General features: G+C 65.2%; 22 protein-coding genes and 1 pseudogene. 14 read left to right on the top strand and 9 right to left on the bottom strand.

What is annotated here, in order from left to right; all coding sequences use genetic code 11:
• Positions 1-60: 60 nt before the first annotated feature.
• A complete protein-coding gene (locus CH290_RS18885) occupies positions 61-2,040 on the bottom strand; it encodes a M13 family metallopeptidase (RefSeq protein WP_371828337.1) in 1,980 nt (659 codons plus the stop codon).
• A 61-nt stretch (positions 2,041-2,101) separates the two neighbouring features.
• On the opposite strand from CH290_RS18885, the gene CH290_RS18880 reads away from it, so the two are divergent.
• From CH290_RS18880 to CH290_RS18870, 3 genes are all read left to right on the top strand, one after another.
• Positions 2,102-2,986 (top strand): ABC transporter ATP-binding protein, encoded by an 885-nt coding sequence (locus tag CH290_RS18880; protein WP_033189765.1) that lies wholly within the window; start codon positions 2,102-2,104, stop codon positions 2,984-2,986.
• Complete coding sequence (locus CH290_RS18875; protein WP_033189764.1) at positions 2,983-4,572, top strand: ABC transporter permease; 1,590 nt, start codon at positions 2,983-2,985, stop codon at positions 4,570-4,572. The genes CH290_RS18880 and CH290_RS18875 overlap by 4 nt, the downstream gene beginning before the upstream one ends.
• A gap of 76 nt (positions 4,573-4,648) precedes the next feature.
• Positions 4,649-5,713, top strand: a complete 1,065-nt coding sequence (locus tag CH290_RS18870) for a GGDEF domain-containing protein (RefSeq protein ID WP_230621023.1) — start codon at positions 4,649-4,651, stop codon at positions 5,711-5,713.
• A 36-nt stretch (positions 5,714-5,749) separates the two neighbouring features.
• Here CH290_RS18870 and CH290_RS30770 read toward each other — a convergent pair whose 3' ends face one another.
• Both CH290_RS30770 and CH290_RS18860 read right to left on the bottom strand, forming a co-directional pair.
• The gene (locus tag CH290_RS30770; protein ID WP_230621022.1) at positions 5,750-6,358 is read right to left on the bottom strand and encodes a DUF4190 domain-containing protein; all 609 of its coding nucleotides are present in this window, start codon (positions 6,356-6,358) and stop codon (positions 5,750-5,752) included.
• Positions 6,359-6,406: 48 nt separating this feature from the next.
• Positions 6,407-7,192, bottom strand: a complete 786-nt coding sequence (locus tag CH290_RS18860) for a pirin family protein (protein WP_033189762.1) — start codon at positions 7,190-7,192, stop codon at positions 6,407-6,409.
• A gap of 212 nt (positions 7,193-7,404) precedes the next feature.
• Here CH290_RS18860 and CH290_RS18855 point away from each other — a divergent pair, with 212 nt between their 5' ends.
• Entirely contained in the window at positions 7,405-8,784 is a 1,380-nt protein-coding gene (locus tag CH290_RS18855; protein WP_033189951.1) for a maltokinase N-terminal cap-like domain-containing protein, read from the top strand.
• Positions 8,785-8,790: 6 nt separating this feature from the next.
• On the opposite strand, the gene CH290_RS18850 is transcribed toward CH290_RS18855, so the two are convergent.
• A complete protein-coding gene (locus tag CH290_RS18850; protein ID WP_020112398.1) occupies positions 8,791-9,750 on the bottom strand; it encodes a pirin family protein in 960 nt (319 codons plus the stop codon).
• Between the two features lie 123 nt (positions 9,751-9,873).
• Here CH290_RS18850 and CH290_RS18845 point away from each other — a divergent pair, with 123 nt between their 5' ends.
• From CH290_RS18845 to CH290_RS18810, 9 genes are all read left to right on the top strand, one after another.
• A complete protein-coding gene (locus tag CH290_RS18845; protein WP_033189761.1) occupies positions 9,874-10,470 on the top strand; it encodes an MSMEG_1061 family FMN-dependent PPOX-type flavoprotein in 597 nt (198 codons plus the stop codon).
• 10 nt (positions 10,471-10,480) lie between these two features.
• Positions 10,481-12,625, top strand: a complete 2,145-nt coding sequence (locus CH290_RS18840) for a molybdopterin cofactor-binding domain-containing protein (protein ID WP_033189760.1) — start codon at positions 10,481-10,483, stop codon at positions 12,623-12,625.
• Between the two features lie 45 nt (positions 12,626-12,670).
• Complete coding sequence (locus CH290_RS18835) at positions 12,671-13,129, top strand: (2Fe-2S)-binding protein (RefSeq protein WP_026348098.1); 459 nt, start codon at positions 12,671-12,673, stop codon at positions 13,127-13,129.
• Between the two features lie 102 nt (positions 13,130-13,231).
• A complete protein-coding gene (locus CH290_RS30315) occupies positions 13,232-13,402 on the top strand; it encodes a hypothetical protein (RefSeq protein WP_019666883.1) in 171 nt (56 codons plus the stop codon).
• A 72-nt stretch (positions 13,403-13,474) separates the two neighbouring features.
• Positions 13,475-13,927 carry a GtrA family protein gene (locus tag CH290_RS18830; protein ID WP_033189759.1) on the top strand — a complete coding sequence of 151 codons (453 nt, stop codon included), beginning with the start codon at positions 13,475-13,477 and terminating at the stop codon, positions 13,925-13,927.
• 44 nt (positions 13,928-13,971) lie between these two features.
• Positions 13,972-16,203: a DUF2254 family protein gene (locus tag CH290_RS18825; protein ID WP_033189758.1), complete on the top strand. Its 2,232-nt coding sequence runs from the start codon at positions 13,972-13,974 to the stop codon at positions 16,201-16,203.
• Positions 16,204-16,525: 322 nt separating this feature from the next.
• On the top strand, positions 16,526-17,488 hold the full coding sequence (locus CH290_RS18820) for an acyl-ACP desaturase (RefSeq protein WP_026348097.1): 963 nt from the start codon (positions 16,526-16,528) through the stop codon (positions 17,486-17,488).
• Positions 17,489-17,536: 48 nt separating this feature from the next.
• Positions 17,537-19,087, top strand: coding sequence for an acyl-CoA carboxylase subunit beta (locus CH290_RS18815; protein ID WP_170947489.1), 1,551 nt, complete (start codon positions 17,537-17,539; stop codon positions 19,085-19,087).
• Between the two features lie 8 nt (positions 19,088-19,095).
• Positions 19,096-19,995 (top strand): lipase family alpha/beta hydrolase, encoded by a 900-nt coding sequence (locus CH290_RS18810; protein ID WP_230621021.1) that lies wholly within the window; start codon positions 19,096-19,098, stop codon positions 19,993-19,995.
• Here the strand turns inward: CH290_RS18810 and CH290_RS18805 are convergent.
• The 4 genes from CH290_RS18805 to CH290_RS18790 form a co-directional block, all read right to left on the bottom strand.
• Positions 19,986-20,678, bottom strand: a complete 693-nt coding sequence (locus CH290_RS18805; protein WP_020112390.1) for a response regulator — start codon at positions 20,676-20,678, stop codon at positions 19,986-19,988. The two genes, CH290_RS18810 and CH290_RS18805, sit on opposite strands and share 10 nt — an antisense overlap.
• On the bottom strand, positions 20,671-22,290 hold the full coding sequence (locus CH290_RS18800; RefSeq protein WP_020112389.1) for a sensor histidine kinase: 1,620 nt from the start codon (positions 22,288-22,290) through the stop codon (positions 20,671-20,673). Before CH290_RS18800 ends, CH290_RS18805 begins: the two co-directional genes overlap by 8 nt.
• A 13-nt stretch (positions 22,291-22,303) precedes the next feature.
• A complete protein-coding gene (locus CH290_RS18795) occupies positions 22,304-23,689 on the bottom strand; it encodes a GntP family permease (protein WP_033189755.1) in 1,386 nt (461 codons plus the stop codon).
• 94 nt (positions 23,690-23,783) lie between these two features.
• Entirely contained in the window at positions 23,784-24,764 is a 981-nt protein-coding gene (locus CH290_RS18790) for a Bug family tripartite tricarboxylate transporter substrate binding protein (protein ID WP_141216231.1), read from the bottom strand.
• A 170-nt stretch (positions 24,765-24,934) separates the two neighbouring features.
• Here CH290_RS18790 and CH290_RS18785 point away from each other — a divergent pair, with 170 nt between their 5' ends.
• Positions 24,935-25,639 (top strand): M50 family metallopeptidase, encoded by a 705-nt coding sequence (locus CH290_RS18785; protein WP_019666877.1) that lies wholly within the window; start codon positions 24,935-24,937, stop codon positions 25,637-25,639.
• Here the strand turns inward: CH290_RS18785 and CH290_RS30550 are convergent.
• Positions 25,584-25,788 (bottom strand): annotated as a pseudogene (locus CH290_RS30550) (NAD(P)/FAD-dependent oxidoreductase); the annotation flags it as partial. The gene CH290_RS18785 and the pseudogene CH290_RS30550 overlap by 56 nt on opposite strands.

The raw sequence follows: 25,788 nt of genomic DNA, 5'->3' as shown, positions 1-25,788 counted from the left end.
CAGGGGGCAGGAGCGGAGCCTGCGGAGCGACCCGAAGGCACTACATTTCCACTCACGTGGTTACCAGATCCTGACCCGCTCCTGTGGATCCAAGTACAACGCATCGCCCGGCTTCACATCGAACGCTTCGTGAAAACTGTCCAGATTGCGCACTACGCCGTTGCAGCGGAACTCGGGCGGCGAGTGCGGATCGACCGCAAGCCTGCGAATCGCCTCCTCGTCGCGTGCCTTCGTTCGCCATACCTGCGACCAGCCGAAGAACACTCGCTGCAGACCGGTCAGCCCGTCGAGCACCGGAGCGTCCTTGCCGTCCAGCGCGATCTTGTACGCGGCGACAGCGATGGACAGGCCACCGAGGTCGCCGATGTTCTCACCGATCGTGAACTCGCCGTTGACCTTGTGGCCGGGGAGCGCTTTCGGTTCGAACTGGTTGTACTGGTCGATCAGTGCGGTGGTGCGCTTGCCGAATTCGGTTCTGTCCGAATCGGTCCACCAGTCCACGAGGTTGCCGTCGCCGTCGTACTTGGCGCCCTGGTCGTCGAAACCGTGGCCGATCTCGTGGCCGATGACGGCTCCGATTCCACCGTAGTTCGCGGCGTCGTCGGCACCGGAGTCGAAGAACGGGGGCTGGAGAATCGCTGCGGGAAAGACGATTTCGTTGAGGCCGGGGTTGTAGTACGCGTTCACGGTCTGCGGCGTCATGAACCACTCGTCGCGATCCACCTCGCCGCCGAGCTTGTCCAGATCACGTTGGTATTCGGCGACGTATCCGCGTCGGTAGTTGCCCACCAGGTCGCTCGCGTCGATCTCCACGGCGGAGTAGTCGCGCCAGCGATCCGGGTACCCGATCTTCGGGGTGAACTTCTCGAGCTTGTCCAGTGCCTTCTGCCTGGTCTCCGGGCTCATCCACTCGAGATCGGTGATGTTGCGACGGTAGGCCTCACGCAGATTCGCGACGAGAACCTCCATGCGCGCCTTGGCATCCGCGGGGAAGTGACGCTCGACGTAGAGCTTGCCGACGGACTCGCCGAGCAGGTCCTGCACCAGCGAGACACCGCGCTTCCAGCGCTCCCGGTTCTCCTCGGTGCCGCTCAGCTTCTTTCCGTAGAACGCGAAGTTCTCGTCGACCAGCGCGGCAGTCAGGTACGGCGCACGGCCGTGCACGATGCGCCAGGCGAGCCACGCTTTCCAGTCCTCGATGTCCTCGGACACCCACAGTCCGGTGAACGTGGACAGGAACGGAGGCTGCCGCACGACGATCTCGGCGAACTGCTCCGTGGTACCGCCGAGTCCGGAAATCCATGCGGTCCAGTTGAATCCGGGTTCGTTCTTCACGAGAGTGTCGAAGTCGACCAGGTTGTAGCTCTTCTCCGCGTCACGACGCGCGACGACGTCCCAGTGGCCCGCGGCGAGCTTCTTCTCGAGGTCGACGACCTTCCGGGCGTCGTAGGAGAGCCCGGCGATCGAGAACATCTTCTCGATGTGCGCGACGTAGGCGTCGCGGATGTCGGCGTACCCCTCCTCGCGGTAGTACGACTCGTCGGGCAGACCGATGCCGGACTGCGAGAAATGCACGAGGTATCGGGAGGAATCCTTGGCGTCGGTGTCGACGTAGTGGCCGATGGCGCCGCCGATCCCGGTGCGCTGCAACGAACCGAGTACCTCGGCGAGGGTGACCAGGTCACCCGCATCGGCGACGGCAGCGAGCTCGTCGGCGATGGGCGTCAGGCCGGCTTCCTCGACGGCGTCGGCATCGAGGAAACTCGAGTAGAGGTCACCGATCTTCTGTGCGTCGGTTCCGACCGGGGGGTGCGACGCCGCGCTCTCCTGGATGATCGTGCGTACGTCCTCTTCCGCCTTGTCGTACAGCGTCCGAAACGCGCCGTCGACGGCCCGGTCCGCAGGAATGGCGTACTCGTCCAGCCATTTGCCGTTGACGTGAACGAACAGATCGTCCTGCGCGCGAGTGCCCGCGTCCGTGTAGCTGAGGTCGATACCAGAGTTCGCCTGTCCAGAATCCACAACTGTCATGCATTCCATCTTTACACTCATCGCCAGAAAGTGGCCTTCGAGTCGTGACTGCAGAGGCAGGAGCTCGTCCATGGTGGTGCACGTCAGGGAACTGCGGAAGACCTTCGGCGCGTCGCTCGCCCTGGCGGGCCTGGATCTGAGTGTCGAGCAGGGCGAAGTGCACGGCTTTCTCGGACCGAACGGTGCGGGAAAATCGACCACCATCCGCGTGTTGCTGGGGCTCGTTCGTGCCACCTCCGGGGAGGTGTCGGTGTTCGGGAAGGACCCCTGGGCCGACTCGGTGGAGTTGCATCGCCGCCTGGCATACGTTCCGGGGGACGTCACGCTGTGGCCGTCGTTGACCGGTGGTGAGGTGATCGACGTCCTCGCGCGGATGCGCGGTGGCCTCGATCCACGGCGACGTGCGGACCTGCTGGAGCGGTTCTCGCTCGATCCGACGAAGAAGACCCGCACGTACTCCAAGGGAAACCGCCAGAAGGTCGCGCTCGTCTCGGCGTTCTCGTCGAACGCAGAACTGCTTCTGCTCGACGAGCCCACATCCGGTCTGGACCCGCTCATGGAGCAGGTCTTCGCCGAATGCGTCGCCGACGCGTCGGCCCGCGGCGCGACGGTGCTGCTGTCCTCGCACATCCTGTCGGAGGTCGAGAAGCTGTGCGAGCGAGTGACGATCATCCGTGAGGGCAGAACGGTCGACACGGGATCGCTGAAGGACATGAGGCATCTGACGCACACGACGGTCACCGTCGTCGTCGAGACCCTGCCCGATGCTGGTCTGCCCAATGCCGGTGTGCCCGGGGTGATCGAGGTCGACAGGCACCGCCTGACCTGCCGGGTGCCGTCCGCTGAACTGCCGGAGTTGATGACGAGGCTGGCTGCGCTGGGGATCACCAGCATCGTCAGCTCGCCGCCCACGCTGGAGGACCTGTTCCTGAAGTACTACGCGGCGCAGTCGTGAACGGGACGGCGGCGCTGCTCCGGTTGTTCGCCCGACGCGACCGGGTGATCCTGCCGCTGTGGGTGCTGGCCATCGGCTTGGTGCCGTTGCTCTACGCCGTCAGTTTCGAAGGCCTCTACCCGACGGCGGCAGATCGGCAGGCGTTCTACGAGGCAACCGCACACACACCCGCCGAGCTGGCGTTGGTCGGACCGATCTTCGGCGACGATCTGGGCGCGCTGGTGACCTGGCGCTCCGGAATTCTGTTGACGCTCGTCCCTCTCGCAGCGCTGCTGACGGTCGTCCGGCACACCCGGGCGGAAGAAGTCACAGGCCGCACCGAGCTGGTGGGTTCGACGGCGATCGGCCGACGCGCCGGGCTGTGCGCGGCGATGGCCTTGGCGACGACGGGTGTGGTGCTGACGGCGGCGATCGCCGCGACAGCGCTCGCGGCCTCGGGATTCCCGGTGGGCGGCAGCGTCGCGTTCGGGCTGTCGATCGCCGCGGTGGGCGTCGTGTTCGTCGGGGTCGCTGCCGTTGCCGCGCAGGTCGGGTCCAACGCGCGTGCGGCGCGCGGTTACGCGATCTCGGTGCTGGCGGCGGCGTTCGTGCTGCGGGCCGTCGGTGATGCGGGAGCATCAGGAACTTCAGGGTCTTCCGGGACGCTGTCGTGGCTGTCGCCGATCGGGTGGTCGTCACAGCTACGACCGTTCGCCGACGAACGGTGGTGGGTACTGGTGCTTCCAGCTGCAGCGGCGACGGTCGCAGCCGGGCTCGCGTTCGCGCTGGCACTTCGGCGTGACCTGGGCGCCGGTCTGGTGGCGGTGCGCGACGGCAAGCCGTCAACGTCGATGCAGGGTGTGTTCGGCTTGGCGTGGCGCGCGCAACGCGGCACCCTGCTGGCGTGGACCGTCGGACTCGCGGTGATCGCGGCCGTGCTGGGCAGTGCCGCGGACAGCGTGCAGGGCCAGCTGGGTGAAAGCGCGGCAATCGGCGACGCGCTGAGCAAGTTCGGTGGGTCCTCTCTGGTCGACTCGTTCCTGGCGACGGCCCTGAGCATCCTCGGAATCGGTGCGGCGGCCATGTCCATCTCGTCGGTGTTGCGCGTGCACGCCGACGAGGAGTCGTCGATCGCGGAGGTGGTACTGGCCGGGAGTGTCGGGCGCACTCGGTGGCTGGTGAGCACACTCGTGTTCGCGCTCGGTGGCCCGGCCGTCGCGATGACGGTCGTCGGCTTCGCGGCAGGGGTTCCGTACGGGATGTCGGTGGGCGACGTCCGGTCGGTGCTGCCGGGAGTGCTCGCCGGGGCGGTGAGCCAACTGCCCGCAGTGTGGGTCCTGACGGCGTCGGGCATCGTTCTGTTCGGGTTCGTCCCTCGGTTCTCGGCGGCCGTCTGGGGTCTGTTGGCTGTGTTCGTGATGCTGGGGCAGGTGGGAACGGTGGTCGGTCTTCCCCAGCTGGTGCTCGATCTGTCTCCGTTCACGCACCTGCCGCATCTTCCCGGCGGTGCCGTCGAGGTGGTGCCACTGGTGTGGCTCGTTGCCGTGTCGGCAGTCGGCCTCGTGGCCGGGGTCGTCGCCTTCGAGCACCGCGATCTTCGTGGTTGAGCCCGAGCGGTTACCATCTCTCGCAACCGGACCGCGGAGTTGGTTCCATATATTCGGGCGCAAAGGAGACGTGCTGGTGACGTTTCTGCGCAGATGGTGGCGTCAGTCCTACAGCTACGACTGGATGGTCCATTACTTCGACGGGCACGGTGCACTCACTGCGTACCGGGTGGGCGTCGGTTTGAGCTGTTTGTGTTTCGGCCTCGCCGCCATCACGACGTACCTCACTGCGGTTCCTCCCACCTCGACGGTGGCCGATGCCGTGATCATCGGTGGAACCGTCTCGTCTTTCGCCTTGGGGCTGCTCTGGATTCGCGGGCCGTGGCCGTACGAGCACCGCTCGCTGATGTTCGTGATCTACGCCGACGTCGGGACCACTCTCGCGTTGCTGTCCTACGGCTCGATCCAGATGTCGTTTCCCGGATGCGCGCTGTTGGCCGCCACCGGTGTCTACGTGCAGATCTTTCACAGTCCGCGGGTGCTGTTGATGCATCTCGGATGGTCGGCGTGCACCGTCGCGCTGATGTTCGTGCTGATCATGACGACCCCGCACTTGGACCACGGTCTGGCGGTATCGCAGCTGGTGGTGTTGCTGCCGGTGATGTTCGCGGCGCCGGTGTTTCTGCAGTCGGTGTTGCTCAGTCTTCGGATCGACGCCGACGGCGCCAGAACCGACCCGTTGACCGGGCTGCAGAACCGGCGCGGGCTCGACGAGAAGGTCGCTCAGTTCCTCGGTGCTGCACCCGACGTGTCCGTGATGGTCATCGACGTCGACCGGTTCAAGTCGATCAACGACCGGTTCGGCCACCAGGCGGGCGACGTGGCGTTGCAGCTCATCGCCCGGCGGCTCCGCGTCGACGATCTGCTCGTTGCGCGTACCGGCGGTGAGGAGTTCGCCGTGGTCGCCAAGGTGGGTCTGGAACAGGCCAGATCGATCGCCGAGTGGTTGCGCAGTCGACTGCACTCACCGCAGGACGCATGCCCTCTGACGGTCAGTGTCGGGCTCGCACATGTCAGGCCCACCGAATCCGACCCGGTTCGGACCGTCACCGGGTTGATGCGCCGGGCCGACGTCGCGATGTACGAGGCGAAGCATCGGGGCGGCAATCAGGTCGTGGACATCGGTTCCCTCCGCACGTGAGCACCCGGCAGGGGAACCGACGTGCGGAGGGACTCGCTAGCGGTATCGGTCCTCGATGTTCTGCTGGAATCTGTCGCTGCACTGGTCCTGGGCGGACTGGCTGCTGCCTGCGTCGTTCATGCAGTCGACGAACTCCTGCCCGCCGACGTTGCTGAACCAGCTGACACCGAAGGCGATCAGCGCAACGGACAGCGCTGCGGCGACGAAGCCCAGAATGATCGCGACCAACGACACGGTTCCGTTGGTCGCGGCGCCCTTCTTCACTCGCGATCTCGCCACGAACCCCAACGCCACCGCAAGCAGGCCGAGAATGATCCCGCCGACGACCGACCAGAACGTCAGTACGCCGATGATCGCCGCGACGAGCGCCACCGTGCCCAGAGTGTTCTTCGGCGTCGACGGCGGGTACTGCCCGGGCTGCTGGTAGCCACCCGACTGGTAGCCCCCGGACTGGTAGCCACCGGGCTGATACTCACCCGTCGGGTAGTTGCCGGGTGGCGGGGGATATCCGCTCGCCGGTGGTGGGTAGTTGCCGGGCGGTGGCGGGTAGTCACCGGGCGGTCGCGGGTAGTCACCGGGCGGTCGCGGGTAGTCACCCGATGGCTGATTGCCGGGTTGCTGGTCTCCAGGTGGCGGATAGGTCATGTGGTGTCCCCCCGTTGTGGTTGCGTGAATGGTGTCGAAGGCAGCGTGTCAGAAGCCGAGGCGGGAGTGCATTTCCCAGACCAGGATTTCCGCGTGTTCGTACGACTGGATGCGCTGCCCACCGGAATCGCTCATCCGTATGGCGTCCCCTTCGTACAGTTCCCCGACTCCCTCGACCTGCACGGTGCCCTGTGCGACGAAGACGTGGAGGAACGGGGCTTCGGGGAGCGTGATGGGCCGTTCGGGTTGTAGGCGAGCGACGTGCAGTGCTGCCGCCTTCTGATTGATTCTGATCGCGGCGTGGCCGTCGTGCTTCTTCATTCCGGATGCGACGGGTACCAATCCGCCGCGTAACAATTCGTCGTCCACCTCGAGTTGCTCGTAACCGGGATCGAGACCGGGCGTGTCCGGAACAACCCACATCTGGACGAATCTGACCGGCTCCTGGTGGGTGTCACCGCTGATGCGCCAGGAATCGTTCTTCTCGGAATGCATGATGCCGCGGCCTGCGCTCATCCGTTGCGCCAGACCGGGATAGATGACGCCGGAGTGTCCGATCGAATCCTGGTGAACCAGTGACCCTTTTGTCACCCAGGTCACGATCTCCATGTCCTTGTGTGGGTGGCTGTCGAATCCTTGCCCGGGAGAGACGATGTCGTCGTTGTTGACGAGCAGCAGGCCGTGGTGGGTGTTGTCCGGGTCGTAGTGCTGGCCGAAGGAGAAGGAATGTTTCGAGTCCAGCCATGCCACACGGGTTTTCAGGCGATCACCGGCGCGATGGATGTCGATGTGCGGGATCGAGGGTTGGTGCGGACTACGTCGTGGAGCGGACATGAGACCACTCTACGGAGCGCGCTCGAACCTCGGAACTGTCCTCGCATAACTTTCGCGCGACGAAAGGGGCCATGTGTGAGCGAATGCGACGCTGGGTAAGGGTCGATAGGGTTCGGGTGCATCGAACTGCGGTGCACATCGAACTGCGGTGCACATCGGACTGCGGGGCACATCGAACTTCGGGCATACCGAGCGAAGGCGGCACACTTTTCATGATCGAGTCGACGGGCGTGACCACGGTGGATCTCGAGACGGCACTGCTCACCTGGATTCCGCAGCAGCGTTGGTTCGCCGCGAAGGGCACACCGGTCGTTTCCCTCGACATCGTCGAACGCGTGCGCATCGGCGCCCGTTCCGACGTGACGGCCGAGCATCTGCTGGTGGACATCGGGCTCGACGCTCCGCTCGCGCAGAGTCCACAGGTGCAGCGGTATCAGGTTCCGTTGGGGTTTCGCAGCAGCGCCCCCGACGAGGTGGCTGCCTGGCAACTTCCGCTTCCGGATTACGACGTCGTCGTGTACGACGGTTTGCGGGATCCGGCGATCATCTCGCTGTACGGTGACGCGCTTGCGGACTCGGCGTCGATCGGGCGCATCGAATTCGAGACGCTCGCCGACGATTCGGTGGATTCCGGGTTGGCCGGTCGAGTACTGGGTGCAGAACAGTCCAATACGTCGGTTGTGCTCGGCGAAGTGCTGCTGCTCAAGCTTTTTCGTCGTATTTCACCGGGTGTGAACCCCGATATCGAGCTGCATCGAGCGCTGGCGGAAGCCGGCTGCGGCAACGTCGCGCCGCTGCGTGGGTGGATTCAGACGGAAGAGTTCGGCGATCTGTCGATGCTGGGGATGGCGCAGGATTTCGTCGTCGACTCGGCCGAGGGGTGGACGACTGCCCTTGCGTCCGTCGCGGATCTGATCGCCGGGGGCGAGTCCGACGGATTCGCGGTGGAGTCGTTCGAACTGGGCAAGGCCGTTGCGCACGTCCACGCGGATCTGGCGACGGAGTTGGGAACGTCGAGGCGTCCGGCAGCCGAGGTGGTACAGGAGATCACCGAGCGGGTCGAGGCGGCGGCGCTGGTGGTGCCGGAGTTGGCCGAGTGCCTGCCTGCAGCCCGTGAACTGATCGCTCGCGCTCGCTCGGGTGAGACGACGGTGCAACGCATCCACGGCGACCTTCATCTCGGTCAGGTACTGCGGACACCGCTGACGTGGCTGCTGATCGATTTCGAGGGGGAACCGTCCAAGTCGCTGGAGGAACGTCGACGGCCGGACAGTCCGTTGCGGGACGTCGCGGGCATGCTGCGGTCCTTCGACTACGCCGCACACCATCTGCTCGTGGATGGTGCCGGGCCGGACGGAGCCGGGCTGGACGAGGCAGTTGCGTCGAGGTGGGTGGAGCAGAACTCCGCTGCGTTCTGCGAGGGGTATGCCTCGGTGACCGGGGAGGATCCGCGCGCCACCGAGGCGCTGCTGGGTGCGTACGAGTTGGACAAAGCCGCCTACGAAGCGGTGTACGAAGCGCGCAACCGGCCTACCTGGCTGGAGATCCCGATGCGGGCGGTACGACGACTGGCGCCGCCCGCCCGCACCTGACGATCCCTACTCGGTCGGTGCGCCCAGTCGCCCGGCTTGGTAGTCCTCGAACGCCTGCACGACCTCGGACTTGGTGTTCATGACGAACGGTCCGGCCATCGCGACGGGCTCACGGATCGGCTTGCCGCCGAGCACGAAGATCTCCATCGACTCTCCACGCGGATCGGCGGCGAGGTCGATGACGTCGCCCCTGCCGAACAGCGCGGTCTGGCCCATGCGGATCGGCCTGCCTGCCGATGCACTCCCGACGGATCCGTCCCCGCCGACGGTGCCCGAACCGGCCAGCACGTAAGCCAGTGCGTTGAACTCCGGGTTCCACGGGAGGGACAGTGCTGCGCCCGGTGCGACCGTGATGTGCGTGAGCGCGATCGGGGTGTACGTCGATCCCGGACCCGGGTGTCCTGCCACGTCACCGGCGATCACGCGGATCAGCGCTCCGCCGTCACTGCTGGACAACAGTGCGACCTTGTTGCCCGTGATGTCCTGGTACCGCGGAGTCGCCAGTTTGTTCGCTCGCGGAAGGTTCACCCACAACTGCACCCCGTGGAACAGTCCACCGGACATCACCAGGTGCTCCGGCGGCGCTTCGATGTGCAGGATGCCCGCACCGGCCGTCATCCACTGGGTGTCGCCGCCGCCGATGGTTCCGCCGCCGCCGTGGGAATCCTTGTGTTCCATGATCCCGTCGATCATGTAGGTCACCGTCTCGAAACCACGGTGCGGGTGCCACGGAGTTCCCTTCGGCTCACCGGGCGCGTAATTCACCTCGCCCATCTGGTCCATGTGAATGAACGGATCGAGCGAGGAAAGGTCGATACCCGCGAACGCCCGACGAACCGGGAACCCTTCACCCTCGAACCCTGTGGGCGCCGTGGTGACGGTCTTGACCGGCCGGGCCACCGCCGTGGCGTCGGGAAGGGGGATGCGGGGGAGGGCAAGGATGTTGTCGACCGTGACAGCGGGCATGGTGGGCTCCTCGACGATGCAGTCGGCTGGTTTTCCGCCGGCTGAATTTAGTTGCTTAGTCAACTACTGCTGCCGAGTGTAACGGCCACGAAGACGATCTATTCCCCCGCTACCCTGTACTGCATGTCGGCACTTCGAGACGCTGCGTTCGCAGCCACCATCGCCTCGGTTCCGGATCTCGAAGACCTCGTCGGCGAGCCGTCGGAACTCGTACGAACCAAGGTCGGGCACGTGGTCACCCCCGGGGTCCGAGCGTTCCTGGACGACGCCCGCTTCCTGCTCTTCGCGACGTCGGATGCCGACGGCAACTGCGACGTCAGTCCGCGGGGAGATGCGCGCGGCGCTCTGCTGCATCTCGACGACCGGACGTTCGTGATCGGAGATCGTCCGGGCAACCGGCGAGTGGACAACTTCCGCAACGTCCTCGCCAACCCGCACGTCGGAATGCTGTTCGTGGTGCCTGGTGCATCGCACACACTCCGGGTCAACGGCCGCGCCACGCTGACGGTGGCGCCCGAGATCCTCGACCTGCTCGAGGGCGAGGAGGCACGGCCCAAGCTCGGTGTGGTCGTCGAGGTAGAAGAGATATTCGCGCACTGCCCCAAGGCTTTCCAGCGTTCAGGGCTGTGGGACAGCGCGCAGTGGGTCGACCCGTCGTCCCTTCCCAGCTCCCGCGACATGACTGCGGAACTCAAAGCGGCAACACGCGTTTCGGTGTGACCGCTCAGGCATGCGTGACGAGAAGGGGGAGTCGGTGTGGAGTAGGCGAGCGTTTCTGACGACTCTGCTCATCGCTCCGACGCTCACCGTTGCGGTGTCACCGTCCGCCTCGGCCCAGGATGCGACGGGTCTCGGTGACAGCATGGATCTGGGTGACGTCTTCATCGCGGCGGGCAAGCCGACGGAGCATCTGCTGGTCGTTCTGGACGTACGCGCCGACGGCACCGTCGGTCTTGTCCTTCCTCGCGCCGAGGTGGGGCAGGGTCTGACGACGTCGCTGGCGATGCTCGTCGCCGACGAGCTCGACGTACCCGTTTCGGCCGTGCGCGCGACCCTTGCCGATGCCCGTCCCGAACTGCTGTTCGGCCAGATGACTGGTAGCTCCAACTCGATCCGCTCGATGTACTGGCCGGTGCGTCACGCGGCGGCGGGTGTGCGGGCACGTCTGATCGCGGCGGCCGCGGCGGCGTGGACGGTGCTTCCCGACGCGATTTCGCTACGCGAGGGTGTTCTCACCGCTCGGGACGGTCGGTCGATGGGGATCGGATCCGTTGCCGTGGCCGCAGCCGACCCGTTGCTGCGTGTCGTCTCCGGTCCGCCCAAGCCGCAGAAGAGTCTCGCCGGGACAGGCAGGCTCGACGCACGCGCCATGGTGACGGGCGCGCACGAGTACGCTCTCGACCTCGACGTGCCGGGCGCACTTCCCGTTGTCGTCAAGCGTCCCCCGACGATCGGCGCCCGCGTGGACGGCGTCGACGAAGCGAGCCTGCGAGGACTTCCCGGTGTGGTCGACGTCGCCGTGATCCCGACGGGTGTCGCGATCATGGCCGAGACCTTCGGCCAGGCCATCGAGGCTGCCGCGGCGGCGCAGGTCACGTGGACGGCAGGCGCCGTCGACGACGAGAACGACGAGTCCATCCGAGCTCGGCTGCACGGCGCCGTCGAACCGTTCGACACGGCAGGTGATCTCGAGGCCCGTTTCGATTTCGCGTTCGTGTCGCACGCGCCGATGGAAACCAATTCTGCTGTAGCAGATGTGCGTTCGGATTCGGCCGAGGTCTGGGCCTCGATGCAGACACCGATCATCGCGAAGCAGACCATCGCCCGCGCGCTCGGCCTGCCCGTGTCGAGTGTGACCGTGCACGTGGTTTCCGGGGGTGGATCGTTCGGTCGCAGACTGTTCTTCGACGCGCCGTTGGAGGCCGCTCGAATCTCGAAGGCCATGGGCAGGCCGGTTCGGTTGATGTGGACGAGGGTCGACGACATGCGTCACGGCCGGGCCCGTGCGGCGTCCCATCACAGGTTCGCCGTCCGCACCGACGGTCGGACGGTATCGTCGTTCGATCATCGAATCGCTTCTGTTGCAACGGACTTCTCGCACGGGTTCGGTGAGGCGTTGACCGCCGGAAGCGGTGGATCGGGACGGTCGGTGTACGCGCGGACCGTGGTCACCCCCTACCGATTCGGCGGGGTGCAGGAGTCACTGCGTGAAGTGGACCTGCCGATGAACACCGGCAGTTGGCGATCGGTGTTCTCCGCCACCAGTCGAGGCGCCGCGGAAATCGTCGTCGACCGGGTCGCGGCGCGACTGGGCATCGACCCGGTCGAGTTCCGTCGCGCACACCTCGAGGATCCACGCCACAGAGCGGTGCTCGACGCCGCCGCGTCCTCCAGCGGGTGGGGTGACCCACTACCCGCAGGAGTGGCTCGGGGAATCGGGTTCCATGCCGAGTACCGGTCGTGCGCGGCGGTCGTGGTGGAGATCGATGCGGTGGATCCGGAGCGGCCACGCGTCCGGCGTGCGGTGATCGCTGTGGACGTGGGTACGGTGATCAATCCGCTCGGATTGGAGGCGCAGATGCTCGGTGGCCTCACCGACGCCATCTCGACGACACTGTCCGCGGGCCTGCACATCGAGGCCGGGCTTCCGTTGGAGGGTAGCTTCTCGCAGTTCCACTACGCCAGGCAGCGAGATTCGCCGCTGGACGTTCAGGTGGTCGTCGTCGACGGTGGCGGCGAGCCGGGAGGTGCAGGCGAGCTGGGGGTGCCTCCCGCCGTCGGGGCCGTCGCGAACGCCTACGAGAAGGCCACCGGACGTGACATCACGTCGTTTCCCCTGCGGTTCGCCGTCGACTTCGAACCGTTCCCCCGATGACTACCGCTGCCACGGAAGGTGCACCTGTATGACGGACTCTCGCTCATGACCGACTTCGTGGTGAACGGTCGACCGGTGTCCGTCGATGCCCCGGGCGATCTTGCGTTGCTGTGGGCGCTGCGGGACAAGCTGGGCATCAGGGGACCGAAGTACGGGTGCGGCATCGGGGTGTGCCACGCCTGCACGAGCCACCTCGACGGCGAGGAGATCCTGCCGTGTGTCACGCCGCTGGCCGAGGCCGAGGGCCGCGAGGTCACCACCATCGAAGGTCTGGCCGACGGCGACCGCCTGCATCCGGTTCAGCAGGCCTGGCTGGACGAGGACGTAGCCCAGTGCGGTTACTGCCAGCCGGGGCAGATCATGGCCGCGGTCGCTTTGCTTCGTCGTACTCCCGAGCCGACCGACGAGGACATCGACCGCATCGAGAACGTGTGCCGCTGCGGCACGTACTTCCGGATTCGACGCGCCATCGCGCGAGCCGCCGAACTGGGTGGAGAAGGGTGAGAGGGCGGCAGGGCGTCGGCCACGGATGTCCGATTCGGGGTGGATTCGACCCGCACTTCGGCTGCCCAGTACGGTAAGGGGCGACACGGGAGGTAGGCAGTTATGGAAAGTATCGGCGCGTTCATCGGAATCGTCGTGGTCGTTCTGACGATCGTCTTGGTTGTTTTCGGGTGCGCGATGCTGTTCCTGGCGTCCGTGAAGCCTGATCTGTTCAACTTCGATCTCACGCGTGGCAAGCGCGCCAAGGCGGAGAAGAACACCCGTTCCAAGTAATTCGGGCCCTTCTACGGTGACATAGGCCATAGTGCGGGACCGAATGTCGTAGGTCTGCGGTTGTATGGATTCATGAGCAGCAGGGTCGACACGCATACCGGAGTCGATACCTGCGGGCCGCGGCTCAAGGCCAGGTTTCTCGGTGAATCGGCCACCGCGCAATTCGTCAGATTCGTTGTCGTCGGCGCGTCCAGCAATGCGCTGTATGCCGCGCTGTTCGTGGCTCTCGCGACGTTCGGGTCGTTCGTCGCCAACATCGTCGGTATCGCCGCCAGCACCGTGTTGGCCAACGAACTGCATCGTCGCCACACCTTCCACGCCGCGGAGCGTGTCGGCTGGTTCCAGACTCAGTGGGAAGCAGGCGGCCTCGCGCTCGTCGGGTTGGCACTCGGTACTGCCGCACTCGCCGCGGTGCACGTGCTGTTCCCCGGCTCGTCCGCTCTGGTCCAGATAATCGCGGTCATCGCCGTGAGCGCAGCCACCGGCGCTCTCCGCTTTCTCGCCCTCCGCGGGTGGGTTTTCTAGCTCTCACCACGTAGTTCACCTGCCCGGCTATAGGCTGGCTGGCCATGAGCAGGTGGTTCACCGAGACGATCGTCGACAACGGTCGATTACCGCTGTTCTTCCTGCTCGTGTCGTTTCTGCTGGCCTTCCTGTTCATCCGCTTCAGCGTTCGCATGATCCGGGCCGAGGTCTCCTGGTGGCCGGGCAACGTCACCCCGGGTGGGATGCACATCCACCACGTGATGTTCGGGCTGATCATGGTGCTGATCTCGGGTTTCTCGCTGGTCGCGATCGCGAACTACCACACCCCGGTCGCCAACTGCATCCTCGCGAGCGTCTTCGGCGTCGGTAGCGCGTTGATGCTCGACGAGTTCGCACTGATCCTGCATCTGCGTGACGTGTACTGGGCGGAGGAAGGTCGAGCGTCGATCGACGCGGTCTTCGTTGCGGTCGCCATCACCGGGCTGTACCTGCTGGGGGTGCATCCGATCGGTTTCGCCGGCGACTTCGACGCCTATCAGCAGGATCGTTCGTTGGTCACGCTCGCTCTCGTGCTCGGCGGGCTCGCGTTCCAGTTGGCGCTCGCCGCGGTCACGTTGCTCAAGGGCAAACTGTGGACGGGACTCGTCGGGTTGTTCTTCGTGCCGTTGTTGATCGTCGGCGCGTCGAGGCTCGGGCGGCCGGGTTCTCCCTGGGCGCGGTGGAGGTACGCGGACAAGCCGAGCAAACAAGCCAAAGCGTGGTCGCGTGAGAAGCGATTCCGTGAGCCGATGATCCACGCGAAGATCGTTGTGCAGGAGGCACTGTCCGGCCGCTTCGGAGTCCCGGTGAACATCGCCCCGGTGGACATCGCCCCGGTGCAGGAACTGCCTGTCGCGGCGACGCCCCAGGCGCCGAAACCTCCGTTGCCGAACCGAGTGTTGGCGACGATCCGGTGGCGCAGCACGCGCCGACGTCTGCGCAGGCCTCCGGTGTGGCGCCTTCCGACCCTGCTGGTGCTGTTCTTTCTGATCCTCGCACTCGTTCTCGTCGTCGTCGACGCCGAACTCGCGGGCAGCGACGGAAACGTCACGGTCGATTCGAGTCTCGACATCGGTGCGACGGCAACACTTCTGGCCGTCATTGCGGGAGGAATGATCACCCTCACCGGTCTGGTGTTCACGGCCATAACCCTGGCCATGCAGTTCGGCGCGTCACAGATCTCGGTGCGTGTGGTTCCGATGCTTCAACAGGAAGCCATCATGCGATGGTCCATCGGAATGTTCCTGTCCACCTTCGTGTTCGCCATCGTCATCGCCTCGGACATCGCGCTGTCCGGTCAGTCGTCGTCGCCGGTACTGTCGACGTCGATCGCGATTCTGCTGTCGTTCGTCAGTGCGTTCCTGTTCATCGGGCTGGTGGCCCGGGTCGGGATGATCCTGAACTCGTCCCGGTTACTGCGCTGGCTCGCTGCCCAGGGCAGAACCTCGATCGTTCGAATGTATCCGGCAGTCAGGGAATCAGCCCCGACGACATCGGCGGACAGTGCAGTGGTGCCGGAGCCGGACGATGGAGCGTCCTCGCCCGAGGAGACGTCGACGGTGAGGTTGACGCAACTCTCACCGGACGGACGAGTGCTGCTGGCGGTGAACCTGGCCGGCATCCAACGCATGGCATCGTCCTGGGGAGTGACCGTGCAGCTGATGCCGACCATCGGCGAATTCGTCGCCCAGGACGCCGTCCTGTTCCGCGTCGAAGGACCGCAACTGCGGGTTCGTCCGCACAAGCTCATGGCGGCCCTCGTCTTCGGAGACACGCACAGCCCGACGGTGAGCCCTGCTGCCGCCCTGCAGGCCATCGTCGACATCGCGTTGAAAGCCTTGTCCCCGGCCATCAACGACCCAGGACGTGCGGTACAGGCAATGGATCACCTGGAGGACCTGCTGATGACACTCGCACCGCGAGTGCACGCAGAAGCCGAGGACTCTGCGCTCACCCGCGTCCGAGGAACGCGTCGGACATGGGGTGATTACGTCGCAGTCGCTACCGACGAGATCCGACACTTCAGCCGCGGTTCGACCCAGGTGCAGCGTCGACTCCGGTCGTTGTTCGAAACCCTGAGGGCCGCATGCCCGCCGGATCAACACCCACCGCTGCTCGCGCGGCTGAGCGCGCTCGACGCTCAGGTGGCGCGGGAGTGGTCGGGCAGTCTCGACGTCGGCCTCGCCAGCGTGGCCGATCCCCAGGGCTTGGGTTCGGAGATGGGGGCGATGGGCCGAATCCTCCCGCTGAGGCTGGGAGTGGAGCCTGCGGAATGACCCGGGGGCTGGGAGTGGAGCCTGCGGAATGACCCGGGGGCTGGGAGTGGCGCCTGCGGAATGACCCGGGGGGCACCTGCCACCCTTTTTACGAACTCCGCATACTCGTTCAAAGGTGAACAGGCGTGGCAGGTCGATAAAAAGGGTGCCAAGTCGCGCAGACGGGGTGGCGGTGTCGGGTGGCGCCGGCACGACGGTGTGAGCCTGCCCAAAGTCCCCACGGGCAGGCTTGCTACATCTAACAGAATTTCCGGCAGCTGGCGTTTCGACCGGTCGAGCACACCTACGCTCTCGTAGGTATTCGATTCGAGGAGGCATGTCCATGGTCAGGGAACTGACACAGCTGGAGCTGCTGCAGGAGCTGGTTCCGGTTGCGGAAGACAACGTGAACCGGCATCTGTCGATGGCGAAGGAGTGGCATCCCCACGATTACGTGCCGTGGGACGAGGGCCGCAATTTCGCGGAGTTGGGCGGCGTCGACTACGACCCGGAGCAGAGCAGGCTGTCGGACGTGGCACAGGCCGCGATGGTCACCAACTTGCTCACCGAGGACAATCTGCCGTCGTATCACCGCGAGATCGCCGAGAACTTCTCGCAGGACGGCGCCTGGGGTACCTGGGTCGGCCGGTGGACCGCCGAGGAGAACCGTCACGGCATCGTCATGCGTGATTACCTGGTCGTCAGCCGAGGCGTGGATCCCGTCGCGCTCGAAGAGGCTCGCATGATCCACATGACCAACGGGTTCGCCTCTCCCGCCGGTTCGCACACGGGGCTGCTGCATTCGGTGTCCTACGTGACGTTCCAGGAGCTGGCGACGCGCGTGTCGCATCGCAACACCGGCAAGGTCTGCGAGGACCCCATTGCCGACCGCATGCTGCAGCGCATCGCGGCGGACGAGAACCTGCACATGATCTTCTACCGGAACATCTGCGGCGCCGCGATGGACATCGCGCCGGATCAGACGTTGAACGCGGTGTCGGACATCGTGACGAACTTCCAGATGCCCGGCGCTGGGATGCCGAACTTCCGCCGCAACGGTGTGTTGATGGCCAAGCACGGCATCTACGACCTGCGCCAGCACCTCGAAGAGGTCGTGTGGCCGGTACTGCGCAAGTGGCGAGTGTTCGAGCGCGAGGACTTCACCGGCGAGGGCGAGAACAAGCGTGAGGAACTCGCTGTGTTCCTCGACGACCTCGAGAAGCAGGCGACGAAGTTCGAGGAGATGCGCGACCGTTCGCTGGCTCGTGATGCGGCCAAGGCGGAGAAGGCACAGAAGGCGTCCTGATCCCCGCTCGCTTGCACCCTGGGGCCGTACCGAACACGGGAGTTCGCACTGAACACGACAGCCGAGAAACTGTCCAGCCTCGCCGAGAAACTCGACCGGGCGCACAGTCCAGGTAGCGAGAGGGCGATCGCCAAGAGAGCCGCTGCCGGTTTACCCGGTCCGCGAGATCGCATCGACGCGCTCCTCGACCCGGGCAGTTTCATCGAGTACGGCGCGTTGATGCGGGCTCCGGGCAGCCCGAAGAATCCGTACGGCGACGGCGTCGTCACCGGCCGCGGAACTGTCGGGGGCAGGCCTGTTGTCGTGTATTCGCACGACAACACCGTGTTCGGTGGCTCGCTCGGAGAGATGTTCGGCCGCAAGGTCGTTGCGATGATGGAGTTGGCCGCGAAGACGGCGTGTCCGATCATCGGTATCAACGATTCCGGTGGCGCCCGGGTGCAGGACGCCGTGACGTCGTTGGCTTTCTACTCCGAGATCGGGCGCCGCCAGCGGTTGCTGTCCGGATTGGCTCCGCAGATCTCCATCATGCTCGGCAAGTGTGCTGGTGGTGCCGCGTATTCGCCGGCGTGCACCGACTTCGTCGTCGCAGTCCAGGACCAGTCGTACATGTTCGTCACCGGACCGGACGTTCTGAAAGCGGTCACCGGGGAGGATATCTCGGCGGAGGACCTCGGTGGCGCGAGGAAGCAGGCCGGCTACGGCACGGTGCATCACGTCGCCGATTCCGAGGCCGACGCGTTCGTGTGGGTGAAGACGCTCCTGGGCTACCTGCCGAGCAACTGCCACGAGGGCGCACCCATCGTGAACCCCGGTCTGGAACCGACTGTCACGGAATCGGATCTGAGCCTCGATTCCTTTCTGCCGGACTCGGACAACACCGCCTACGACATGCACGACGTCATGATGAAGGTCTTCGACGACGGCGAGTTTCTCGAGGTCGGTGCGCTGTACGCACCCAACGTCATCACTGCCTTCACCCGAGTGGACGGCAGAACCGTCGGAGTCGTCGCGAACCAACCGACGTATCTCAGTGGAGCACTGGACATCGCCAGTTCGGAGAAGGCAGCGCGCTTCATCTACATCTGCGACGCCTACGCCATCCCGATCGTGTTCCTCGTCGACATCCCCGGCTATCTGCCCGGCTTGGAACAGGAGCGAGCCGGCGTCATCTATCGGGGCGCCAAACTGCTTGCCGCAGTGATCGAATCGACCGTACCGAAAGTGACCGTCGTCATCCGAAAAGCCTACGGAGGCGGGTACGCAGTCATGGGTTCGAAGAACCTCGGTGCCGATCTGAACTTCGCCTGGCCGACGGCACGGATCGCGGTCATGGGTGCCGAGGGTGCCGTCGGGTTGCTGAAGCGCCGGGAGATCGAGGCAGCGGGCGAGGACGGCCCGCGGGTGCGTCAGGACTTCATCGATTTCTACAACGAGTACGTCGCGACGCCGTACACCGCTGCCGAGCGTGGGTACATCGATGCCGTCATCGAACCGTCGCAGACCCGGCTCGACATCAGGCGCGCGCTGAAACTGCTCGCGGACAAGACTCCCGAGCCTCTCCCACCTCGGCGTCGATCGCTGCTGCGGCCGGTGTGAGCACGAACATGAGTGGAGGGACCCGCATCGGAGCGTCGGCGATCGTCGTTCTGGCGTTCGTGTTCGGCGCGGGCACTGCCGGGATCGCGGGAGCGGCCCCTTCTCCGGACGTCACGACGGAGACCGTCGGTGTCGGACCCGAGGCGTCGACGCGGAACGAAGCGTTGCTGTACGCCCAGCTGCATCCCGACGCCGCACCGGCGGGGTCCAACGACTTCGGCTGCGTTCCGTCCGAGGAACATCCGGAACCCGTTGTGCTGGTGCACGGCACGTACAGCACTGCGTACGGAACCTTCGCGTCGTTGTCACCGGCACTGAAGGCGCAGGGCTACTGCGTGTTCGCTCTGAACTACGGGGAGGAGGCGACGAGCGCGGCCGGACTTCTGCAGCGACGTGGAGTCGCTTCTGTGGCCCGGTCCGCACACGAGCTGAGCGTCTTCGTCGACGGTGTCCTGGAACGGACCGGGGCAGAGAAAGTCGACATCGTCGGTCATTCGCAGGGTGCACTGGTGGCTCGACAGTATCTCCGGTTCGGCGACGGAGCGCCGAAAGTAGTTTCGGTGGTCAGTCTTTCGGGTTCCAATCACGGAACCACCCTCGGTGGCCGAACGGACCTGGCGCCCGACCCGAACCTCGGCGCCGTCCTCGGCCAGGCTGCAGTGGATCAGACGCGAGGATCACCGTTCCTCGAGGCGCTCGACGCAGGTGGTGACACCGAACCGGGCGTCGACTACACGGTCGTCGCCTCTACCGGCGACACAACCGTCACCCCGTGGGAGTCGACGTTTCTCACTGCAGGACCAGGGGCGAGTGTTCGGAACATCACGTTGCCTCAGCCCGTGGGCCACTCTTCCGTGCCGTACGCACCGGAGGTGCTGGAGATCGTCTCGGATGCGCTTCAGGGCTGAGTCGTCGTGCGATACCGATGCACTGGGCGGCCTGCGCGCCCGTACTCCAGGCGAACGGTCAGGACACCAACGGACGAATAGTGTTCGAGGTAGCGCCGAGCACTGACCCTCGACAGACCCGCGAGCTCGGCGCACTCGGTCGCCGATACTTCACGGCCGTTTCGAACGGCCTCGAGCACGAGCTGTCCAGTTTCCTGACTCAGGCCCTTCGGTAGTACGACGGGCTCGGCCGGTCGTGCTACGCCGAACAAGGAGTCGATGGTCGACTGGTCCATCGTGGTCGGATCTGCCAGCGCGCGAGCCCTGCGCAGATAGTTGTCCAGTTTCTCCACGAGCTGCGGATACTCGAACGGTTTGACGAGGTAGTCGGACGCACCGCCGTGCAAAGCTTTGCCGACGGCATCGAGTTCCAGCGCCGCTGTGACGACTATGACGGCGACGTCGTAGCCTTCACCCCGAAGCTGCTGCAGCGCAGTGAGTCCCGACGTGTCCGGGAGGTAGACGTCGAGCAGTACGAGATCTGGTTCGAGCTCGCGAACTGCTGCCACGGCATCGGCGGCGGTATGGACGATTCGAACGGTCCTGAAGCCAGGAGTGGCGTCGACGAAGCGACGGTGTATTTCGGCGACCATGAAGTCGTCGTCGACGACGAGCACCTTGCGCGGCGGGGACTGGTCAACCATCGGTGTCGATCCTATCGACTTCGGTTGGAATGAACACCGTGAACCGCGCCCCGCCGGTGGTCGGTGAGTCGTCGACCACCGCCGTGCCTCCGTGTTGGGTACTGACGATTCGTACCAGCGCGAGGCCGATACCGCGACCGCCAGGAGTGTCGGGTTTGGATGTCACGCCGCGTGCAAAGATCTCGTCGTGCATGCTCACGGGAACGCCTGGGCCGGAATCAGACACCTCGATTTCGATGCCGTCGGAATCGTCGATGAGTACCGTGACCCTGGCGCCGTGGACCGAGGTCGACGCTTCGACGGCGTTGTCGACGAGGTTGCCCAGGACGGTGATGATGTCGGTCGCGAGCATCGGGTCCAGAGCCGAAAGGTGAGAATCGGGTTCTAGTTCGAGAACGATCCCCGTCTCGGCGGCGAGGGAAGTCTTGGCAATGAGAAGCGCTGCGACCGCGGGGTCGGACACGGCGTGCGTGACGGCGTCGCTGATCTCGGCGCGCCGGCGAGTGAGGGCGCCGACGAAATCCGTTACCGCGGAATGGTCACCCAGTTGATTGAGTCCGGAAATGGTGTGCAGCTGGTTGGCGAACTCGTGGGTCTGCGCGCGCAGCGTGTCGGTGACGGATTTGTGCGAGGAGAGTTGGCTCTGCAACCTGGCCAACTCGGTACTGTCGCGCATCGTGGTGACCGTCCCAATGCGGTGTCCCCGGCTCGATGCTTTACGGCGACTCAGAACCAGAACCTTCGACGCAGTGGCGAGTACGACGTCGCCGCTGTCCTGTTCGTCCATGAGGTATTCACGCACCGCCGGTTCGATTATCACGTCGTCGACGGTGCGCCCCACTGCGGCGGTTCCGCTCGAGCCGAGGAGTTCGGCTGCACTGTCGTTGAAGACCGTGATGACCCCGTCCGGGTTCACCGCGACCACACCTTCGCGAATGTTGTGCAGCAGCGCTTCTCGGTGATCGGCCAGGCTTGCGATCTCGGCGATCTCCAGTCCTCGTGTGTGCATCTTGATCCGCCTCGCCAACAGCAACGAGCCGGCCAGGCCGAGGCCGGCACCGATTCCGAGATACAGGAGCAGCGGCGCCCCGGCCTCGCCGATGAGATGCCACGTCGACGGGTACGACGAGCTGACCGCCACAACGGCACGGACGTCACCGTTCGGAGAAAGAACGGGTACGTGGCCTGCGATCGCGCGTCGGCCGTCGATGTCGACGTCACCACTCCACGCCCGACCGCTGGCGGCGTCGCCGTCCAGTTCGTCGCGCTGCCCGACGCGATCCGGCGTCGACGACGCAATGATTCGGCCACTGGGTAGGACGATGTCCGCCAGAGTGGCACCCGAGAGATCCACGGCCCTGTCGACTTCCGGGGCCAGCACGCGGTCGGCCTCGAGTGAGTCCAGCTGCTCACGCACGACGGGTGTGGATGCGAGATTTTCTGCTACCGCAACCATGCGTCCGCCCTGGCTGTCGCGGAACTCCGTTCCCGATTGGTGGACCGAGACCCCGGCGACGGCGACGAGCACGACCGCGACGACGACCAACTGCAACAGCAGGACCTGCTGCGCCAGGCTCCTGGCACCGGGTCGTCGTCGAGTCATGCTCTTCATGATGGCGGTCGGCTCAGACGGATGCGAGTACGAACACGACGCAGGACAGCGCGAATCCGACCAGTGAGATGAGCGTCTTGATGACACTCCACGTCTTGAAGGTCGTCGGAACGTCCATTCCGAGCAACTTGCCGATGAGCCAGAAGCTCGCATCGTTCACGTGCGGGAAGATCGACGAACCTGCAGCCAGGGCCAGGATCATCGCGACGGTCTGGACCGGGTTCAATCCTGCGGCCATGATCGATGCGCCGAGCAGTCCTGCGGACGTGGTGATCGCAACCGTTGCGGTTCCGAGTGCGATCCGCAGAATCGCGGCGACGATGAACGTGGAAAGAATCAACGGGAGACCCAGGTCGCGCAGGGTCTCGGCCAGGGCGTCGCCGATGCCGCTTGCCAATAGCACTGCGCCGAACATGCCGCCTGCACCGGTGATGAGGACGACGGGTGCGATCGGTTTGAGGGCGTTGTCGAGCAGATCTTCGACGAATGTCGCGGTGCGTCCGCGTCGTAGCGCGAGCACGTAGATGGACACGAGAACGGTGATGAGTAGTGCGACCGGCGTCGATCCGATGACCTGAGGGATGGTGACCCACGGCGAGTTCTCGTCCAGACTGCCCGTCCGCGCGGCGGTGGTGACGGCGGTGTTGGCGAAGATCAGCAGCAGCGGGAGCATCAGGAGGGCGACGATGGTGCTCGGCTTCGGCGGATTCTCCACGGTCTCCACCTGTGGTCCGCCGCTCAGTAGATCGGGGACCGGCAGGTTGATTCGCTTGCCGATGAACGTTCCGTACAGGTGCCCTGCAATGAACCAGGTGGGGACCGCGACGACTATGCCGATGAGAATGGTCAGGCCGACGTCGCCGCCGAGAAGAATGGTCGACGCCACCGCGCCCGGGTGCGGCGGGAGGAAGACATGCATGGTCGAGAGTGCTGCCGCGGCGGGCAGTGCATAGAGCAGCACGCTACCGCCGAGCTTGCGGGCGACGCTGAAGATGATGGGCAGCATTACCATGAACGCTGCGTCGAAAAAGATCGGAAAGCCGAACAACAGTGATGCGACGCCGAGCGCGAGCGGTGCACGTTTGTCGCCGAATCGTCGAATCAAGGCGTCGGACAATGATTGTGCGCCGCCGCTGATCTCCGCGAGACGACCGAACATCGCGCCGAGTCCGACGAGCAGTGCGACTTCGCCGAGCGTCGTGCCGAACCCGTCGATCAGCACGTCCTGTATCTCCGAGATCGGAATCCGAGCCGCGAAAGCTGTTGCGATGGAAACGATCACGAGAGCAAGAAGAGGATGCAGCTTGACCTTGATGATCAACAGCAGCAGAACCACGATGGCGACGACGGCTATGGACAGCAGTGCCGTTGTGGAAAGGGTTTGGACCCAGTCGTCCACGAGAAGTCCTTCCGTATTTTTCGGGCGCAGCGGAGTGTCCGCATGGCAGTGTTCATCGGCCGGCGTCGGGCCGGGGAGGGGCAGGGTTTCCTCGTTACCGAGGCACACCCAGTTCGCCGAGGGTGCTCTTCATCCGAACATCCTCGGCTGCAAGAAATTCGGAGAATCGGTCACCGGCGAGGAACGAGTCGATCCAGCCGTGCTCGACGGTTGCGCGGTGCCAATCGTCGGTATCGCGCATGCGGGCGAGCATGTCGATCAGGTCGGCGCGGACTTGATCGGGGATGTCCGGTGGAGCAACGAACCCGCGCCAGTTGGTGAACACGAGATCGATGCCGGAATCGATGAGAGTCGGTGTGTCGCCGGACGGATTCGACGCAGCGAGCACGCGGAGCGACCCTGCGCTGATCTGGTCGATGTACTCACCGGCCCCCGCGATGGCGACATCGACACTGCCGTCGATCGCCGCCGTCAGAAGATCCCCTGCACCGTCGTATTCGACGATGTGGAGGTCTCTGGTGTCGAGGCCGACAGCTCGGGCCAGTTCCAACGCGAAGACGTAGTCCGGACCGCCGACCGCCGAACCGACCCCGACGGTGAGAGTGGCGGGGTCGGCGTGCCAACGGTCGACGAACTGTTCGACGGTCTGCAGCGGCGCGCTCGATCGAACGATGAGCGCTTCGGGTTCGTCGACGAGCCGCGCGAGCGCCGTCGTGTCCGACAGACCCCACGGTGACCTGTCTACGTGTGCCGCACCCACCACGCCGACTCCGACCATGCCGAGAAGCGACACGTTTCCGCTTTCACGCATCACCCTCGCGAGCGCAACCGATCCGCCGCCGCCGACTACGTTGAACTTCTCGATGGGCCCGCTCAGCTCGTGGTTCTCGCAGATGCGTGCGACCGTGCGAGCGGTGACGTCGTATCCGCCGCCCGGAGTGTTGGGGATGAGCATGCGGAGATCCGACGGCGGCGGGTCCGCGGCCAGAGCGCAGCCGGCCGACAGCGCTATCGGCAACAAAGCCATAGCGGTCAGTGCGCGTCTACGCGTCATCGGATTCGGTCGGTTCGTCATCGCCCGTTCATCTTGACCCACCGTCGTGATCGCCGTCACGCATAGGAAACCAATGGACACAAAGGTCTTTGTGGTCGTGCGGGGGTCACTGGCGGCGGAGCCGCACGCGGGGGTCACTGGCGGCGGAGCCGCACGCGGGGGTCACTGGCGGCGGAGCCGCATAATGAAGAGTGACCGAATTCTGGGACCGCATTTCCGCGGTGAGTCCTGATCCACCCGTCTGGATCGTCCAAGTGGCAGCGCTGGTCGCTCTGGCGATCGTGTTGATCCCGCAGACGTGGAGGGTTGCGCGCAATGTCGTGACGATCGCCCACGAGGGTGCTCATCTGTTCGTTGCTCTGATCACCGGCAGGCAACTGGTGGGACTGCGATTGCACTCGGATACGTCGGGCGTCGCGATTTCGAAGGGCAAGCCGACGGGCCTCGGGGTCATCGCGATGACCTTCGCGGGATATGTCGGGCCGTCGCTGCTCGGCCTCGGGGCGGCGTTCGTACTGGGCACGCAGCGCGCGTCGGCGGTGCTGTGGATCGGAATCGTCTCGATCGCACTGATGCTGTCGATGATCCGCAACGTCTACGGAGCGTTGTCGTTGGTCGTGGTCGGTGCGGCGCTGTTCGCGGTGTCCTGGTGGGGAACCGGCGAGCAGCAGGTGGCCGCCGCGTACTTCATCACCCTGTTCTTGCTGATCGCCGGACCACGGCCCGTCCTCGAACTGCAACGCTCACGCAGTCGAGGACGGGCACGCGATTCCGACGCCGATCAGTTGGCTCGCCTGACGTTCCTACCGGGAATCGTCTGGGTGGGCCTGTTCCTGCTGGTTACGTCCGGCTGTCTTGCAGTGGGCGCGTGGCGGATTCTGGCTCCGGTGCAGTGACCGGGGCGTCGCTTCCTGGGGTTTCCGGTGCGGTGAAGTAGAACATCGCGCGCCTGGCGTCGACTTGCTGCTCGGTCATCGCCAGCTGGCCTCGTCCGCGGGAGAAGAACGCGGTCAGCCAGGAGATCACGGTGGTGAGGCGGCTGCGG

It is taken from the genome of Rhodococcus sp. 06-156-4, from assembly GCF_002259345.1.
In the GTDB taxonomy this organism is placed as follows: domain Bacteria; phylum Actinomycetota; class Actinomycetes; order Mycobacteriales; family Mycobacteriaceae; genus Rhodococcoides; species Rhodococcoides fascians_E.
This window is presented reverse-complemented; position numbering and strand designations above follow the sequence as displayed.

Coding starts and splice junctions, on each gene's coding strand:
- CH290_RS18810 (WP_230621021.1), top strand. CDS start 19,096: ATGAGTGGAGGGACCCGCATCGGAGCGTCGGCGATCGTCGTTCTGGCG.
- CH290_RS18790 (WP_141216231.1), bottom strand. CDS start 24,764: ATGACGAACCGACCGAATCCGATGACGCGTAGACGCGCACTGACCGCT.
- CH290_RS18820 (WP_026348097.1), top strand. CDS start 16,526: ATGGTCAGGGAACTGACACAGCTGGAGCTGCTGCAGGAGCTGGTTCCG.
- CH290_RS30770 (WP_230621022.1), bottom strand. CDS start 6,358: ATGACCTATCCGCCACCTGGAGACCAGCAACCCGGCAATCAGCCATCG.
- CH290_RS18840 (WP_033189760.1), top strand. CDS start 10,481: ATGCGTGACGAGAAGGGGGAGTCGGTGTGGAGTAGGCGAGCGTTTCTG.
- CH290_RS18845 (WP_033189761.1), top strand. CDS start 9,874: ATGTCGGCACTTCGAGACGCTGCGTTCGCAGCCACCATCGCCTCGGTT.
- CH290_RS18830 (WP_033189759.1), top strand. CDS start 13,475: ATGAGCAGCAGGGTCGACACGCATACCGGAGTCGATACCTGCGGGCCG.
- CH290_RS18850 (WP_020112398.1), bottom strand. CDS start 9,750: ATGCCCGCTGTCACGGTCGACAACATCCTTGCCCTCCCCCGCATCCCC.
- CH290_RS18800 (WP_020112389.1), bottom strand. CDS start 22,290: ATGAAGAGCATGACTCGACGACGACCCGGTGCCAGGAGCCTGGCGCAG.
- CH290_RS18855 (WP_033189951.1), top strand. CDS start 7,405: ATGATCGAGTCGACGGGCGTGACCACGGTGGATCTCGAGACGGCACTG.
- CH290_RS18885 (WP_371828337.1), bottom strand. CDS start 2,040: ATGGAATGCATGACAGTTGTGGATTCTGGACAGGCGAACTCTGGTATC.
- CH290_RS18880 (WP_033189765.1), top strand. CDS start 2,102: ATGGTGGTGCACGTCAGGGAACTGCGGAAGACCTTCGGCGCGTCGCTC.
- CH290_RS18860 (WP_033189762.1), bottom strand. CDS start 7,192: ATGTCCGCTCCACGACGTAGTCCGCACCAACCCTCGATCCCGCACATC.
- CH290_RS18835 (WP_026348098.1), top strand. CDS start 12,671: ATGACCGACTTCGTGGTGAACGGTCGACCGGTGTCCGTCGATGCCCCG.
- CH290_RS18825 (WP_033189758.1), top strand. CDS start 13,972: ATGAGCAGGTGGTTCACCGAGACGATCGTCGACAACGGTCGATTACCG.
- CH290_RS18805 (WP_020112390.1), bottom strand. CDS start 20,678: ATGGTTGACCAGTCCCCGCCGCGCAAGGTGCTCGTCGTCGACGACGAC.
- CH290_RS30315 (WP_019666883.1), top strand. CDS start 13,232: ATGGAAAGTATCGGCGCGTTCATCGGAATCGTCGTGGTCGTTCTGACG.